17 protein-coding genes and 1 pseudogene are annotated in these 16598 nt (G+C 34.3%); 5 read left to right on the forward strand and 13 right to left on the reverse strand.

Annotated features, from left to right (window positions below; genetic code table 11):
* Window positions 1–107 precede the first annotated feature (107 nt).
* On the reverse strand, window positions 108–1802 hold the full coding sequence (locus ACM6HU_RS24920; protein WP_016131266.1) for a M3 family oligoendopeptidase: 1695 nt from the start codon (window positions 1800–1802) through the stop codon (window positions 108–110).
* Between the two features lie 246 nt (window positions 1803–2048).
* Window positions 2049–2495, reverse strand: coding sequence for a MarR family winged helix-turn-helix transcriptional regulator (locus ACM6HU_RS24925; RefSeq protein WP_016113933.1), 447 nt, complete (start codon window positions 2493–2495; stop codon window positions 2049–2051).
* A 236-nt stretch (window positions 2496–2731) separates the two neighbouring features.
* Between ACM6HU_RS24925 and ACM6HU_RS24930 the strand changes: the two genes are divergently transcribed.
* On the forward strand, window positions 2732–4228 hold the full coding sequence (locus ACM6HU_RS24930) for a DUF3149 domain-containing protein (RefSeq protein WP_016113932.1): 1497 nt from the start codon (window positions 2732–2734) through the stop codon (window positions 4226–4228).
* 29 nt (window positions 4229–4257) lie between these two features.
* Here the strand turns inward: ACM6HU_RS24930 and ACM6HU_RS24935 are convergent, their stop codons facing one another.
* Window positions 4258–4539: an aspartyl-phosphate phosphatase Spo0E family protein gene (locus ACM6HU_RS24935; protein ID WP_016113931.1), complete on the reverse strand. Its 282-nt coding sequence runs from the start codon at window positions 4537–4539 to the stop codon at window positions 4258–4260.
* Window positions 4540–5092: 553 nt separating this feature from the next.
* On the opposite strand from ACM6HU_RS24935, the gene ACM6HU_RS24940 reads away from it, so the two are divergent.
* Complete coding sequence (locus tag ACM6HU_RS24940; protein ID WP_016113930.1) at window positions 5093–5860, forward strand: divergent polysaccharide deacetylase family protein; 768 nt, start codon at window positions 5093–5095, stop codon at window positions 5858–5860.
* Window positions 5861–5901: 41 nt separating this feature from the next.
* Here the strand turns inward: ACM6HU_RS24940 and cbpA are convergent, their stop codons facing one another.
* The 5 genes and pseudogenes from cbpA to ACM6HU_RS24965 all read right to left on the reverse strand — a co-directional run bounded on the left by cbpA (window position 5902) and on the right by ACM6HU_RS24965 (window position 9511).
* On the reverse strand, window positions 5902–6525 hold the full coding sequence (cbpA, locus tag ACM6HU_RS24945; RefSeq protein ID WP_016113929.1) for a cyclic di-AMP binding protein CbpA: 624 nt from the start codon (window positions 6523–6525) through the stop codon (window positions 5902–5904).
* Between the two features lie 122 nt (window positions 6526–6647).
* Window positions 6648–7277 (reverse strand): class II aldolase/adducin family protein, encoded by a 630-nt coding sequence (locus tag ACM6HU_RS24950; RefSeq protein ID WP_003196074.1) that lies wholly within the window; start codon window positions 7275–7277, stop codon window positions 6648–6650.
* Window positions 7278–7749: 472 nt separating this feature from the next.
* The gene (locus ACM6HU_RS24955; RefSeq protein WP_016131264.1) at window positions 7750–8532 is read right to left on the reverse strand and encodes a DeoR/GlpR family DNA-binding transcription regulator; all 783 of its coding nucleotides are present in this window, start codon (window positions 8530–8532) and stop codon (window positions 7750–7752) included.
* 26 nt (window positions 8533–8558) lie between these two features.
* Window positions 8559–9179, reverse strand: a pseudogene (locus ACM6HU_RS24960) (2-aminoethylphosphonate-binding protein).
* 179 nt (window positions 9180–9358) lie between these two features.
* Window positions 9359–9511, reverse strand: a complete 153-nt coding sequence (locus ACM6HU_RS24965) for a hypothetical protein (protein ID WP_000240797.1) — start codon at window positions 9509–9511, stop codon at window positions 9359–9361.
* A gap of 173 nt (window positions 9512–9684) precedes the next feature.
* On the opposite strand from ACM6HU_RS24965, the gene ACM6HU_RS24970 reads away from it, so the two are divergent.
* Entirely contained in the window at window positions 9685–10020 is a 336-nt protein-coding gene (locus ACM6HU_RS24970; protein ID WP_016113926.1) for a DUF3905 domain-containing protein, read from the forward strand.
* Between the two features lie 37 nt (window positions 10021–10057).
* Here the strand turns inward: ACM6HU_RS24970 and ACM6HU_RS24975 are convergent, their stop codons facing one another.
* The 5 genes from ACM6HU_RS24975 to phaR form a co-directional block, all read right to left on the reverse strand.
* On the reverse strand, window positions 10058–11407 hold the full coding sequence (locus ACM6HU_RS24975; RefSeq protein WP_016113925.1) for a TrkH family potassium uptake protein: 1350 nt from the start codon (window positions 11405–11407) through the stop codon (window positions 10058–10060).
* Window positions 11408–11430: 23 nt separating this feature from the next.
* Window positions 11431–12624, reverse strand: a complete 1194-nt coding sequence (locus tag ACM6HU_RS24980) for an NAD(P)/FAD-dependent oxidoreductase (protein WP_016113924.1) — start codon at window positions 12622–12624, stop codon at window positions 11431–11433.
* Between the two features lie 149 nt (window positions 12625–12773).
* Window positions 12774–13859 (reverse strand): class III poly(R)-hydroxyalkanoic acid synthase subunit PhaC, encoded by a 1086-nt coding sequence (gene phaC / locus ACM6HU_RS24985; RefSeq protein WP_016113923.1) that lies wholly within the window; start codon window positions 13857–13859, stop codon window positions 12774–12776.
* 83 nt (window positions 13860–13942) lie between these two features.
* Window positions 13943–14686: an acetoacetyl-CoA reductase gene (locus ACM6HU_RS24990; protein WP_016131263.1), complete on the reverse strand. Its 744-nt coding sequence runs from the start codon at window positions 14684–14686 to the stop codon at window positions 13943–13945.
* 160 nt (window positions 14687–14846) lie between these two features.
* The gene (phaR, locus tag ACM6HU_RS24995; RefSeq protein WP_414848497.1) at window positions 14847–15329 is read right to left on the reverse strand and encodes a polyhydroxyalkanoic acid synthase subunit PhaR; all 483 of its coding nucleotides are present in this window, start codon (window positions 15327–15329) and stop codon (window positions 14847–14849) included.
* A 198-nt stretch (window positions 15330–15527) separates the two neighbouring features.
* On the opposite strand from phaR, the gene phaQ reads away from it, so the two are divergent.
* Both phaQ and phaP read left to right on the forward strand, forming a co-directional pair.
* A complete protein-coding gene (gene phaQ / locus ACM6HU_RS25000; RefSeq protein WP_003196063.1) occupies window positions 15528–15980 on the forward strand; it encodes a poly-beta-hydroxybutyrate-responsive repressor in 453 nt (150 codons plus the stop codon).
* A gap of 42 nt (window positions 15981–16022) precedes the next feature.
* Window positions 16023–16547, forward strand: coding sequence for a polyhydroxyalkanoic acid inclusion protein PhaP (gene phaP, locus ACM6HU_RS25005; RefSeq protein WP_016113920.1), 525 nt, complete (start codon window positions 16023–16025; stop codon window positions 16545–16547).
* The last annotated feature ends 51 nt before the right edge of the window (window positions 16548–16598 follow it).

Here is a 16598-nt window from a genome sequence, read left to right on the forward strand (position 1 = left end):
TGTTTCCAACTTAGAAACACCCTTTGAATAAATCTGAATTTTCTTATATTATCTCATTGTTTTATGAATGTGTCGATTACAAAATGTGAAAAAAACAAGGTTGATTTTTACAATTTTGTGTCATCCACTGCATGTAACCACGCTTGAATCTCAGTGATTACGCCTTGCACACACCCATCTGTAAATGGAGATGTCAAATTCGCAATTTCTACTAATTGTAAGAAGGATTGACTTCCACCCTTTTGACAAAGGTTCACATAGTCTTCCCACGCTTCTTGTCTATTGTCTCTTGCTCGCTTCCAAAATTGCAGTGCACAAATTTGAGCCAATGTATAATCAATATAGTAGAAAGGTGAGCTATAAATATGCCCTTGACGCTGCCAGAAACCACCGCGTTCTAAATAATCATTGTCTTCATAGTCTCGATGTGGTAAGTACTTTCTTTCAATATTACGCCATGCCGCTTTGCGATCCTCTGGAGATGCTTCCGGATTTTCATATACATAATGTTGATATTCATCAACAGATACACCGTATGGTAAAAATAGAAGTGCTGAACTTAAATGAGAGAAATAATATTTATCCGTATCTTCCTCAAAGAATAATTTCATCCATGGCCACGTGAAAAATTCCATACTCATAGAATGAATTTCACACGCTTCGTACGTTGGCCAATTGTACTCTGGAATTTCAAACTTCCGGCTCTCATATACTTGAAACGCATGACCTGCCTCGTGTGTTAACACATCAATATCACCTGATGTCCCATTAAAGTTCGAGAAAATAAACGGAGCTTTATAATTTTCAATGTATGTACAATAACCGCCACCAGCTTTTCCTTTTTTCGCAACTAAGTCTAATAATTCATTATCTAACATAAAGTTGAAAAACTCATCTGTTTCTTTTGATAATTCTTTATACATTGTCTTCCCATGATTAATAATCCACTCTGCATCTCCCTTTGGAGTCGGATTACCTGTTGCATATTCAAAATTCTCATCATAGTAAGCAAGCTTTTCTACACCAATGCGTGCTTGCTGCCTTTTTCGTAATTCTGTCGCAACTGGAACGATGTAATCTAGTACTTGTTTACGATAATTTGCAACCATTTCCGCATTATAATCTGTGCGATACATTCTTGCATATCCAAGTTCAACAAAGTTTTTAAAACCAAGTGTTTTCGCAATCTTCGTTCTTACTTTTACAAGTTCATCATAAATACGGTCTAACTCTTCTTCATGCTCTTCTAAAAAACCATAATAAGCTTCACTTGCTCTTTTACGCATATCTCTATCCGTATGTTGCATAAAAGGTCCAAGTTGTGATAATGTTCTCTCTTCTCCTTCAAAATCAATTTTTGCAGCCGCTAAAAGTTGTGTATATTGCGAAGATAATTTATTTTCTAATTGTAAATCTTTCACAACCTCATCTGAATATGTTTTTGAATCACATTCTGCTAAAGCAAATAATTGTTTCCCATAATAAGCCTCCAATTCATCACGAAACGGAGAATTCATCAATGCTTTATAATATTTCGTTACATAGCCTTGTACAATCGGAGAATACTCATCAAAAAAATCTTGTTCTTCCTTATAAAACGGATCCGTTGTATCAACAGAATGGCGGATATGACAAATATTTCCCATTGTACCAAAATCATTGCGAATCTCATTAATTACACCAATTACTTGCTTTTGCTCTTCTACCGTCTTTACATTCTCAAACTGTTCTAAAGCTACAGTGAATTTTTCTTGCAACTCTTCCGTATTTGGGCGTTTATATTCATAGTTCTTAAATGACATGAATATGCCTCCTCTCAATTATATGTATCCTTACTATAATTCCATTTCCTTTTCTGAATCTCCTTTTATTCTTCAACAGAATCCATTAGAAACTGTAACATTCCATCCATACTTCTTGTAGAACAGTGAATGAAATTACTATTCATTTTCTCCTTTTGTTTTCACTTGGCATGAGGCTGAAAAAGGATCTGACCGCTTCTACGCATGGCCGGTCGCTCTCTCCCATCAAAAAAGAAAGGTTTTCTATCACTTTTCATATTTCCCAACTTGTTTAAGCAAAGATAACAGCTCATTTTTCTCATCTTTTGTTAACATTCCAAAGGAATCCTGTATAACTTTTTCATGCTTTGGAAAAATAGAAGCGATGAAGGTCTCCCCTTCTCCTGTTAACTGTGCATATATAACACGGCGATCATTCGGGCATGGAATTCGTTTCACAAGCCCCTTTTTTTCTAACTTATCAACAACATACGTAATACTTCCACTTGCAATTAAAATACGCTCTCCAATTTGTTGAAGCGGCTGACTTCCTTTATGATATATCAATTCTAATACAGCAAACTCAGTTGGATTTAGTCCGTTACTTTGTATTGATTTATTTGTAGCATCCATAACAAAGCGGTGCACACGCGATAATGCAATAAACAATTTTAAAGATTGAGAAATCTCTTCCCTCTCATCATTCAACTTCATACGATTTCAACCCTTCACTTAAATTCACAAAAATCCGAGACAATCTACCAAATAAAAAGGTTTTCCATAAAGCAAAATAGCTATCAATGGTTCATCTTTGTCTCCGAATGATCGCTCAATCATTTCTCAGTTTTACTCTTTCACACATGCTAAGTACTAACTTTCACACATGAAATAAAAACATGACAATTTTAACACAGTTTATATATAATGATAATAAAAAAGGAGTAGCAATCTTGAATGGAAAATTACGAAGCATAACTTTTTATATACTGCTTGTTATATTACCGACACTGGGAATCGGTGCAACTTTCTATTCTTATCACACCTACCAAATGCAACAGGAAAACAAACAAGCTGCTCATACTGTTTTATTTTTATATAGGGACTACTTAGATCACCATATTGGCGAAGCAATTTCCGCCTTAGAGATGCTTGCTATGGTCGTAAATACAGAAACAGAAAATACAAACGGAATTCAGCAAATATTACACGATACCGATGAAAAAGACGAGCGTTTTTCCGGATTATATTATACAAATAAAAACGGCCTAATCACTGTAGCATCAAAAGGTTTAACAACACCAATTCATGTTGCAGATCGGTATTATATAGCAGAAGCTTTTAAATCAAAAAAAACAACTGTATCATCTGTCATTACAGATCGGGTTCTTGGACACCAAGCTATTATGATTGCCACACCCATTTTTACAAAACACAAACAAATTTCTGGTTTATTGTTGGCCAGTTTACGCTTTGATTATATATCGTCTGCTTTAAATGCTATTAAACCACAATATCATTTTGAAGTAACCGATGAGCATGATGTAGTCTTTTTAACAGATGATAATAGCGAACCAACTGGGCAACATACAAACAAAATTTCTACTCCACTACAAAAATTAAAATGGAAAGTTGCTGTTTCTCCATTACCTATTCATAAAACAACTTTATACAAAACCGTTGCGGTAGAATGTATGGTTACTTTATTTTTAATGACAATTTTATTTTTACTCGTTCAATATATTTTGCTGAAAAGACAAACAAGATTAGAGAGACAACAAAATGAAATACAAAAAATTGAATTAGTTGGTACTTTTGCAGCTAGTACAGCTCATGAAATCCGTAATCCACTTACTGGAATTAAAGGTCTTGTAACACTCTTAAAGGAAAAACATATACAAGAACAAGACCAATTTTATTTTTCTGTTATCGAACAAGAAATAAAACGTATCAATGAAATTGTTAGCGAATTTCTTATTCTTGGTAAACCAACAGCGATTATCGAAAAAAAGTATGATGTAAGGGATATTATCAAAGAGGTCTCATTAATTATTCGATCGGAAGCAAATTTACATAATATTATATTCACCTTGCAGTTACCAGACCATCCTGTTCATATCCGTTGTTCAAAAGATCATATGAAACAAGTGGTTTTAAATATTACAAAAAATGCAATTGAAGCTATGTCATCTGGTGATGTATTAACAATTCAGGTAACCAGTAATAAAGAGCACGCAAAATTACACATTGTTGACACAGGAAAAGGTATTCCAAAACATATTCAAAAACACCTCTTTCATCCGTTCTTTACCAGTAAAGACACCGGAACAGGTCTTGGTCTTGTCATATGCAAACGAATTATAGAAATGTATGATGGACAAATTGTGATTGATAGCACAGAAAATAAAGGAACCACAGTTCATATAAAGCTTCCATTAGATTCAGCATAATTATCCTTCTCTGCGGAGGGTAATTATGTTTATTTCATAAAAGCAGTCACAAACATTTTCCAAAAAGCACTTGTTTTTCCTTCATATTCCATTTGGGAAAAGGGTACCTTCATAAATGCGAACCATCTTGGTGTTTTTTGTTCTTTATATCGTTGATACTGTACAATAAGCTTGTCCAATTCTTGACTCACTTGAATTGTTTCAGTACTGTTTAATCCGTTTGTTAAACCTAAATGAATCATTTCTTCACGTTTCATATGAATATCACGCGAAAGTTTTTCCATTGTATACTCCCGTTTTGCTGTAAACATCCATATCCCCCTCATTATTCTTCCATACTCTCTACTTCATTTTCACTCCATACATTGAGGCTACAAATGTATATTGCAATCGAATTAGAATACTCAGAAATTTTAACATTTTCTCCCTGTAATTTACAAATCTTTATCCTCACTTTGAGAATTATTACAAATTATTCTATCTTTGTAAATACATTCGCAATAATAGACATTTTTTTCATATTATTTTTTCCAAACGACAAATAAACCCTTCTTTTACATTTTTTAATTTCCAGCACTTCGACATTTTTCTCGTTTAATTTATGTAAAAAACGCAAATCATAATTATAGATTTGCGTGTCCATCTTCACAAATACAGTACCTTATTTTATTAAAAAAGATAAATTTTCTATAAAGTGAAACCTTAATCAGTGCGAGCTTTCTTCATCCCCACTGATTATTAGCACTTACCAATCAGGATTTTAGTGCAGTTCATGCAAATTACATATCTAATTTGTTTTACTAACTAGAAATTTGATAAAACTTTATTTATAACAAATCACCCACTCAGAAAGGAACTTTTTATATGCGTAAACATATCATTATTTTTTTCATTTTATTATCTACTGTCATTTTTCCTTTTCAAACGTATGCCCATACAAATAAAGTTGCCATTGTAATCGACGACTTTGGAAATAATATGAAGGGAACTGAAAGGATGTTATCACTTCCCATTCCACTTACTGTAGCTGTTATGCCCTTTCTTCCATCTACAAAACAAGATGCAGTAGCTGCACATCAAAAAGGGCATGAAGTTATTATTCATATGCCAATGGAGCCTATTAAAGGAAAAAAAGAATGGCTTGGTCCTAAAGCTATTACAACTGATTTAAGTGATCATGAAATTGAAAGTCGGGTCGAACAAGCGATTCAAGAAGTACCACATGCAATTGGGATGAATAATCATATGGGTTCTAAAGTAACAGCTGATGAAAGAATTATGCGAATCATACTATCAGTATGTAAAAAACATGGCCTATTTTATTTAGATAGTAAAACAAATCCCAATAGCGTAGTACCAAAAATCGGAAAGGAATTAGAAGTTCCTATTGTAGAAAATCAATTATTCTTTGATGATGTTTATACATCATCTCATATTACAAAGCAAGCACAGTTACTTCTACAAAAAATTAAAGAAAAACCTGTCGTAGTAGCAATTGGTCATGTCGGCCCTCCTGGGGAAATTACTTCTCGTGTTATTGAGTCCACCATTCCTAAAGTACGTGAACATGCAGACTTTATTTTCTTATCCGACCTTGTCCTCTCACCACCACCTGTCTCCAAACAAAAATAGAGAGCAGCTATATGCTGCTCTCTATTTTTCATACTACTACCTTATATATAATCTACATGACTCACGCGAAATCCTTTTTTCTCTATTTTTGCAATTAATGATTCTAATGCTTTTTCACTTAAGTCATCTGTAATGTTCACAATAACACGACGAATATATTGATCACCATTGTCCAATGTAAATAATCCACCAATATGATAAGACCTGAGCAACGTTCCTAACTCCTTAATTGTCCCCTTACAATCTTGCGTTGCGATTGTTATTATATAACCACCCGTTTGCATCCCAAATGAATCTTCAATGACATCAAATATATTAGAATGTGTTAAAATGCCAACAAATTCATTGTACTCATTCAATACAGCTAAAAATGGAAGACGCCTAATTACATAAAAGGCTCGAAAAAAAGAATCCTTTTCAAAAATAAATGCAGATTTATCTTCCATAATATCTTTCACACATACATCTTCTAAACCCTCATTACATTTACGTTCTAAAATATCTACTTTATAAATGATCCCTTTAAATCTCTTCTCATCTTCTGCAAGTACAGGGATCGCTCTATATCCCTTCACGTTCATAATTTTTAACGCCTGTTCCCCCGAATCATTATCCTTACAAAATGTCACCTGTTGTTTCGGCAGAAAATGATATTTAACTCGCAAAATACGTTCCTCCTCACATGACGACATGTAATCTATATATAATAAGGAGACCCATATTTTATGAGTGAAATTATTTTTAAAACGCTTTCATTTATTAGTTTGCACGTAACGAATTGTTCTCTTTATATAACTGAACTCTTAGTTCCTTTAATCATCAATAATTTCACGTGATAATTCATTAAATACTCTAACCCCTCTAACCATTTTTTCGTCTCTTCTGGCGAGTTTCCCCATACAATCATTCCGTAATTATGAACAAGTATAGCACCGCCGCCTTCTATAAAATTAGGAACATGATTCTCTAATAAATCAGCAAACTTCTTTTCATTTTCTACAATCGGAATCGTAATCTCTGTAATTCCTTCTTTTCCAAAAACACGTTCTACAGTGCGTTTTTCAAATGTAACTGCTCCTTCTTTTCCATATAACTCTGATATTAAATGACTATCTACAGTTTGAACTTGCAAAATACACTCCGCATTACCTTTTTTATAAATATCTGCATGCATAAACGATTCAACTGCTGGTTTTTCATCATTTGCAAATACAGGCTCGCACATACTATTTACTACAATAAAATCCTCTTCTGCAAATAACCCTTTGTCTCTTCCTTCAATATTTACTAAAAATGTTAATGGTTCTTGTGATGTCCGCATAGATAAACTAATTTTTGTACCATAAAACCAATCACGGAGAGCCAATTCCATTTTTACATCTCTTAACTCTTTCCACTTCTTTAAAAAAAATAACATTTCGTCACCCCCATGAGAATATCACTGTAATGGTTTAGCCATTTCTATGTAAAAGAATTATTTTTTGATTATTCCAAAAATTTAATTGAATTATCACATGAGAATCTCTTTTTGTCAATACAATTTCTTCATCTACCTGAAAATTAGGCACATGTTACACAACAAAAAAAGCTCTTTCACAGAGCCTTTTTGTTCATCATTTGAAGCATCTCACTCTTCTCTTGCTCATTAATAATGCCGATCTTTTGTAATATATTTGTATACAATATAAGTTTATTATACAAGCGTTCCGACACCTTTTCCCCTTCTTTCCTCCAGTCAACTTTTTTTCTGTTGGTAAATTATATGAAGGGAACCGAAAAATGTGTCCATTTTTTTTGCACTGATACAAAACTTTTCAAAGTACCTCTCTTATCTACGTGTAAAATAATAAAACAGTAGGCCCTACAACTTTCGGATTGGAAACCTATATTTAACTAATCGTCCAGCGAATATTATTTTTTGTAATAAATTCTTCAAAACTATGCGGCATTTTTTTATCGCAAATTACGTGCCCCATATCAGAAAAACCGGCGATTCGATAATTTCCTTTTACCCCCATTTTTGTATGATCACATAAAATAAATGTCTTTTCCGCTAATTGAATCATCGCTTCTGATAACTTAGCTTTTTCCAATTCAAAACTCGAGATTCCAAAACTAGGTAACAAGCCATCAATTGAAATAAATGCCTTATGAAAATGAAACTGACGAATGACTTGCTGTGAAATAGATCCTGATACACGACAGTGTTTTGGCGATACCTTTCCTCCAATAAATAATACTTCACCATCAAACATTTTTTTATTTATAGAAGAAATTAATTGGGCTGCAACAGGAAATGAACTCGTCACAACAGTTAAGTTTTTCCGATGAACGAGATACGGGACCATTTGCAGGGGCGTGCTTCCATCATCGATAACAATGACATCTCCATCTTCTACAAAAGTTGCTGCTTTATAGCCAATTCTTTTCTTTTCCTCAATATATAGCATTTCTCTTTCTAGCATAGGGGGCTCTATCCCTGCTCCCGGAAGTTGAACCGCTCCCCCGTATACTTTCTTCAACTTTTTTTCCCGATCAAGCTCTTCTAAATATCTGCGAATGGTTTCTGTTGATACTGAAAATTCACTTGCTAGCTCTGAAACTTTCACTTTTCCCTTAAACTCTACTTTTTCAAGAATACTACGCTTTCTCTCTTCTCCAACAATAGACATAACTTCACCTCATTTTTCTCTCCCACTTACTTTTTCGGTTCTGCTTTTTGACCAAATTCTTTTTCCCAACGTTCTAAAATTTTATCGCGATTATCAGCCGCCCATTTAAAATCGTTATTTTTATATAACTTGTCTGTTGCATCTTTTGGGAAACCATCCGGAAGTTTATAATCATTTTTAATCGTCGCGAATCCATTTTTCTGGCTTTTTATCATCTTTAATTGCGGAAGTACATGATCTACACCTTTTGGAGAATATTCTTTTAACATTTCTTTCTTGTCTAAAGCCAGAAGACTAGAAGCCGCTGTTCCCCATACAACATCCGCTTGTGTATTTTTCCCTTCTGCTAACAATTTTGCTGTAATAACCCCAGTTGAATCACGAGCGATATTTAATTTCACATCTGCGTATTTCTTTTTAAAGGAATCAAGATAAATAGGTGCAAGCTCTTCTTCAATTGCTGTGTAAACTGTTAATAATCCAGACAATTTGTCATCTTTCACTTTCGCCCCCGCAGTTTCTTCTTTCTTGGCACCACACCCCATTAATAAAGAAAATACTCCCCCGGTTGCTACAGCTTTAAAGAATGTTTTTTCACTGTTTCTCTCTCCTTTTATTTTTCTTATGTACAACTTAAATATAAACATCAAGTGTAAAAGCAATATTAAACCAACATTAATCTTTTGTTTGTTGTTTGTTTTGGTGTAATACGTTGGTACTTCAATGTTTTTTCTATTTTTTCTTTTCTAGAAAGACAGGAAGTTTACAAATAATTAAAAAAAGATTAAAAATCCCACAAAAAAACGAGGCGTTTGTAAAAAACGCCTCATTTTTGCTTACCCTTTTTTGAATTACGATTTGCATATTTCGCTGGATTTTCATTTTCATACTCTACCGCAAATTCCGCATCCGGTAGACTTTCTTTTGGAGTTTTATTATGATTCATTGCCGCATGTTGTTTTACTTTTCGTTTTACCATCAATAATACCTTCCTTCCCTGTAATGACATCTTACTTTCTATATTAGTTTGAGAAAACTTTCAAAAATTATTGATGGGAAGTGTTAACAAGTACAAAGCAACGTATATAGGGAAACACTATATCTGAACAGGAAATTTATATTTCCTACTATAATAAAGAAGGAACGATTACTTTGAAGAAAAAACAACAAATTCATTCACCCATTTTAGATGAAACTTTGCCACATCAAATGAATTTCCCCTCCTTTAAAGGAACAGGAAAACAAATGCAACAGCCCTTTATTAATCAATACGATGTTGTAATTGGAGATAGTAAATACAATTCTAAAAATAGCCCACTTAACAATTGGAGTGATGAAGTTGATCCGGCCATTATGGCTGGCGAAGAATGGATTCATCCAACAAATGATATCGGATGGATTTCAGAAGAAAATCAAGAAGTGTTACGAAACAAAACAGACGGGGTTGAAGATTCATTTATGCACCCTCAATTTGGTATTAACGATTAAAAAACCATTCTACCTTTATAGGTAGAATGGTTTCATGTTATCCAATAATAATTCTCTCTTTGGGATATTTATAGCGAGGCGGTTGTTCCCTTCCACCACTTGCTAAAATAAATGTTAAAATACCAACACGACCAATAAACATAAGAACAATTAATACAAGTTTTCCAGCAGTTGTTAAATCAGAAGTGATACCTGTTGATAACCCAGTCGTTCCAAATGCAGAACATACTTCAACAATTAAACTCATAAATGGTGCATTTTCAGTCATCGATAAAATAAATAAAGCAGAAGCACATAATAAAATCCCCATAGTCATAACAACGGACGCTTTTAAAACGTCTTCCTCATGCAATTGCCGTTTAAAAACACGTACCGTTCTACCACCTTTTGCAAACGTATATAGGGAAAGAATATTCACAGCAAACGTCGTTGTACGTATTCCCCCTCCAACTGAACTTGGAGAAGCACCAATAAACATTAAAACACTCATAAATAAAAGCGTCGGCTGTGACAAGTCACGTATATCCATTGTCGCTAATCCACCACTTCTCGTTGTAACGGATTGAAACAACGTATAAAATACCGTTTCATGCCAGGATTTCCCTAACAAAAACTGATTTCGCTCCAATAAAAAAATAACGATTGTTCCCACAATAATAAGCGAGAAAAATGTCGTTGTTGTCAATTTTGTAAATAGTGAAAAACGAAACAATTGATGTTTTTCCTTACTCAAATACTGTTTTACTTCCATTAGCACAGGAAATCCAATTGCTCCTAAAATAATAAGAAGCATATGAATTATTTGTACAATATAGTCTTTCTGATATGGTATAAGCGACTGACCAGTTAAATCAAATCCACCATTGGTTGTTGCACTAACAGCGGCAAAAAAACCATGAAAATACGCTTCTTTCCAACTTGGGAAATAGAGTAAAAATCTTGTTCCTAATAGAAGCGCCCCAACCACTTCTATCGAAATAATCAAAATTAAAATAGACCGCATCAACTCAACAAGTCCTGATAAATTTCCTTGGTTATGATCTGCCATAATTAATCGTCTTCGCTGCAAACCTATTTTCTTACCTGTTATCATCCAAACAAATGTACCAAGTGCCATAATTCCTAAACCGCCTAATTGTAATACGAGCGCTAAAATCATAATACCTGCCGTATTTAACGTATCTGGAATAGAAACCACTGAAAGCCCCGTAACACTAACAGCGCTAACAGATATAAATAACGCATCTATAAAAGTCCATTTTACACCTGGCTTAATGACAAATGGTAAACTTAATAAAATTACAGAAACAATTACTGCCATGAAATAAAATAAAACAATAAGCTGTACCGGACGCAATTTTCGCAAAAATTTCTTTATATCTCTCATCCCATCACTTCGCTACCTTTTTTCTATCGATTAAACAAAGAAAAATCATCATTTTCTTTATTTGTAAATAACTGCTGAAATAGTTTTGCAAATACCATTCCATATACAGTTCCATTTCCCCCATACGGTAATGCATAATACAAATTAGAGACTTTATCATCTTTTTTACAAATAGGAAGACCATCATGACTTCCGCCAAATGCAGCAGCCCAATAATATTCAGCTCTAACATTTGAAATATTCGGAAACATCTCTTGTATAATTTTAGTTAGCAATTCTCGTTTATGCAATAACTTTGTATCACCAAATTTCTGAAGTTGCATCGCTTCATCTAATCCGCCTACAATAATTCTGTTTTTGTACGTACGAAAATACAAATACGGCCGAGCAGTTTCCCAAATTAATGATTGTTCGTGCCACCCATTAAAATGCTCTTGCTCATTTGTAACAATAGCATAAGAGGTTTCTACCGTTGTATTTGCTTCTTTTTTCCCAAATAGTGTTTCATATCCTGTAGCCATAATCACTGCTTTCGCTACAATTTTCTTACCTATTTTTGTGTAAGAAACCAAATCTTTTTGAACAGGCTTAATATGCACAACCTCTGTATTTTCAAAAATAGAAGCACCTAGCTGGTTTGCTTTATGTATAAGACCATGAGCTAACATATACGGGTTCACTTCTGCATCCCCTCGTGTATATAATGCTGCCGGTTTTGTAAATGAATATCGTTTCTTAATATCAGATTCTGTAAAATACTCAACAGGAAATCCGTAACGTTGTAATGTACGATACTCTTCTTGAAGGAATGAAATATCTTCATTTTGACTTGCATAATATAAGCTTCTTCTCGGAATAAAACAAGGATCAATATCTAACATTGGAACAACCTGTTCCAATGTTCGCAGTGCCTCGTAACAAAGCTGATAAGCTCGCACCCCTTTTGCTTCCCCAAATGTATGAATCAAAGATGTCAATGACTTATCATGAACAAATTGTAGTAATCCTGTATTAGCAGCTGTGCTTCCGTGTGCAATTTTTCGTTTATCAATCAACGTGACACTCATTCCTAATTTTGTTAAAAAATATGCAATTTGAGCGCCTGATTCTCCACTTCCAACAATAAGCACATCACATATCATATCATTTTCTAATATCGGATAACAAGGCATACAAGCTTCTTCATTCCAGTATAACTTTCCTAATGCTAATTTCATAACTACTCTCCTACAATTGAATTTCCTACCTTTTATTTTTTGTTACTTTACATAAAAAAATCCAGCTAGCCTGTGCTAGCTGGATTTTCCATTTCATTCGTATGAACAAAAAAGATATTTGTTCAAGCCATATTAATCACTTTTTCACTTCAATTAGAGCGTTCCTCAAGCCAATTTCCAACTGTAGGATACGTTTGTTTTACAGCCGTTCCACCGTATACAACTGACATATGTCCTGTCGGCAAGCACACATACTGTTTGTCTGTACTAGAAATATGATCTAAGAGCGCCTCTACTTGACATGGCAATGCAATATGATCACGTTTTGCAGAAATATTTAAGACATTTGCCTTAATGTTTTCAAGTTTTACTTTTTGACCTCGAATCACGAGCTCACCTTTAACCAATTTATTATTTTGATAAAAATCGCGAATCCATTGTCGATACGATTCACCTGGGAATGGGATACCATCTCCAACCCATTTTTGAATTAGCTTCCAGCTTTCAACAAAGCGCTCATTTTCTGAGCGGTCAAGTAAAGCAACATACGGACCAACAAAGTTTGTAACTGGCTTTAACATTTTATTTCCGAAATCAATCATTTCCGGCGGTATATTTCCAAATGTATCAACTGCTTTGTCTAAGTTAAAATACTTTTCATCTAATAATGGACCATATAATCCTGTTTCAGAGAAATCAAATGGACTTGTCATAAAAATTAAATTTCGAATCGGCATATGTGGATGAAGTGCCGCATAAATGGATGTTAGCGTACCACCCATACAATATCCGAGTAGAGATACCTCGTCCGCTTTTGCAGTTCGCATTACTTTTTTAACTGCTTTTGCAATATAGTCGAACACAAAATCATCAAACTTTAAATGACTATCTTCTAAACCGAATGTGCCCCAATCAAGCATATACACATCAAAACCACGATCTACTAAATATTCCACCAAACTATTTCCTGGTGTCAAATCCATAATATATGGTTTATTAATTAGCGCATAGATCAATAAAATGGGAACTGAATGTGTTTTTTCCTGCTTTGGAATGTAACGATACAGCTTCGTTTTATTTTTCGTCCAAATGACCTCTTTTGGAGTTAAACCAACTTGTGGCTCTGGTTCACGTAGTAAAACTTCACTCGCTCTTTTAAAACGACGGTATGCTTTTCGATATTCTTCTGGGTATAGTTCCAATTGCTTTTCCCATTCTGTTACGAATGTAGTCATTTTCCTATCTCCTTTTTAATTGATTTCCTTCTTCAAGAAAGAAGTGCACTCCTGCTATGGATATGCACTTTCTCTTTGCTTCATTACATATATAATCCGCCGTTAATATTTAACTGTTGACCAGTGATATACGCTCCATCACGGCACAAGTATACAACACCTTTTGCAATTTCATCCGCTTGTCCGAAACGTTTCTTTGGAATCTTAGAAACGATTTTTTGACGAACATCTTCCGGCACTTCTGCTACCATTTCTGTATCAATGAATCCTGGGCAAATCGCATTCACTGTTACATTTGTTTTCGCAAGTTCTAGCGCTAATGACTTTGTAAATCCTAACATACCAGCTTTTGCTGCTGAATAGTTTGTTTGTCCAAATCCACCAGCTTGTCCAATAATAGAAGAAATGCTAATGATTCTACCCTCTTCTGATTCTGTTATGTAAGGAAGTGCCGCACTCGTTGTATTAAATATACTACTTAAGTTTACATCGATTACGCGATCCCAATCTTCACGGTTTAATTTTTTGAAAGTACGGTCTCTTGTAATACCAGCATTATTTACAAGAATATCTACCTTACCAAAATGATTCACAGCTTCATCTACAAGGCGCTTCGCATCTTCTAGCTTAGAAACATCTGCCTGAACTGCATATACATCATGACCTTCTGTTCCTAATTCATTCGCTAGATTTTCAGCCGCTTCTTTACTGCTATTATAGTTAATAACAACCTTTGCGCCCTCTTTTGCTAATGCTACTGTAATCGCTTTACCAATCCCTTTTGCCCCACCTGTTACGATTGCTACTTTACCATTTAATTGAACCATTTCTATTCCCCCTTTATTGAACTTGTTAGATATAAGAATGCATCACCCTGATACATATTTTAAAACGATATTCTACATACAAACTATTTTCAGCTGTTCATACCATTCGTAAAAGAGGTTCTCCCTTTCCCTTTTTGAACGTATAAACAACACTTCTTAACTACTTTTTATTCTCTGGTTTCAGAGGCGCTTTCGCCACTTCTTTCGCTGGTTCCTGTAATTTTGCTAACACTTCATTTTGTTTTTCAAGTAATTCTAAAATCTTATCCACTTTATCTTCTAATGTACGAATATCTTGTTTCACTTTTATTACATCACGTTTTAGCGTAGGAGATTGTCCTAAAGAATCTGCTTTTTCTTCCAAAAACTCTTCGATGTTATCAACTTTATTTTCTAAGTTAATAACAAGCGTAGCCACTCTTGCGATATCGTCTTGGGTTGGCATGTTCATTTTTTCTAAATAACCTTTTGTTGCATCATTCAACATCTTCTGATAAAACAAATTCAAATCTAGAACGCTTCCCATCCAAGCAGAATACTCTTCTGTTTTGATTGTTTCATTGAGCGCTTTTCCCCAAAATGTTTCGGTCTGTTCATAAGCTTCTTTCCATGCTTGTAGTGGATCGAATTTTTGATCAATCACTTCTCCTACACTCCTTCATTCGTTTTTGAAACAATTCAACCTATTCACTATTTTCCAATATTATGAATAAAACTTCAAGTCTGTATTTTGTTTTTTTCTATATTCCAACAAATGTATTGACATAGAAAACAGATAGGTGTAAATTGCACTTATAAGCAAAAAATTCCATCTAACTGATTCATGAGGTGATGCACAATCATGCTACATAATGAACCAGAACAACAAGAAAGTTTGGAAACAAACCAAGCGAAACAACCAAACTCCATGCCAAAAAACTTCTTAGTTCCCTTCTTACTTCTCTGTCTAAAAGACTGGAGTCTTCACGGTTACAAACTCATTCAAATGCTAATGGATATTGGCTTTTCTTCCGTTGACCAAGGTAATGTTTATAGAACCTTGCGCAAGTTAGAAAAAGAAAACCTCATATCTTCCACTTGGGATACAAGTGAAGGAGGGCCAGCAAAGCGAATTTATTCTTTAACAGAATATGGAGAGCAATATTTAGCAACATGCGCGACCTCTTTTGAACATTATCAAAATATGTTGCGAACATTCTTCACGTTATACACCAATGCATTCTTTCCATTTTCTACTTCTCCAGAAAAGGATGAAAAAAAATCTTCATCTTCACCTGGTGGTACAGCAGAATAATCTGCGTTCACAATATGCAAAAAAATATTTGGAGGTCAAACCATGGAAACTAAACCATACGAACTGGTCGATGCATTTTGGAAAAATTGGTCACATTCTCTTTCCCTTTTCTCTTCAGCAGGGAAACAATTGGAGCAACTTACTTTAGAAACTTTAAAACAACAGCAGGATGCTTTGCATAAATTAACAGCAGGAGTAGATGAACTCGAAAAAGAACTACAACAATTCACTACTCAATTTAATAGTCAATATACAGAATACGTGAAGCAATTCACAGGCAACTCCTTAAATGAACAAATTAACGAATGGCAAGAAAAATGGAACGAACTCTCTAATCATCTTCATCAACTTACTGTGTCTCCAACAAAAACATCTTTGACAATTCTTACTCAAACGAGCGGCCAGTTTGAAGAAACAACAAAACAATTCATTGAACAACAACAACTTCAACGTGACGAGGTTCAAAAACAATTAGAAGGTTTTTTGGAAGAATTCAAATCTACACAACTGGAACTCGTAAAAAAGTTCGAGGAAAACTCAAAAAATCTATTTACTTCCATCAAGTAAGGAAAATGTGGCAGCTTACCGCAGAACAAACTAGACTCTTTCTTCCTCCCA

The organism is Bacillus sp. IT-79MI2 (assembly GCF_949768135.1).
GTDB classification, from domain to species: Bacteria; Bacillota; Bacilli; order Bacillales; family Bacillaceae_G; genus Bacillus_A; species Bacillus_A pseudomycoides.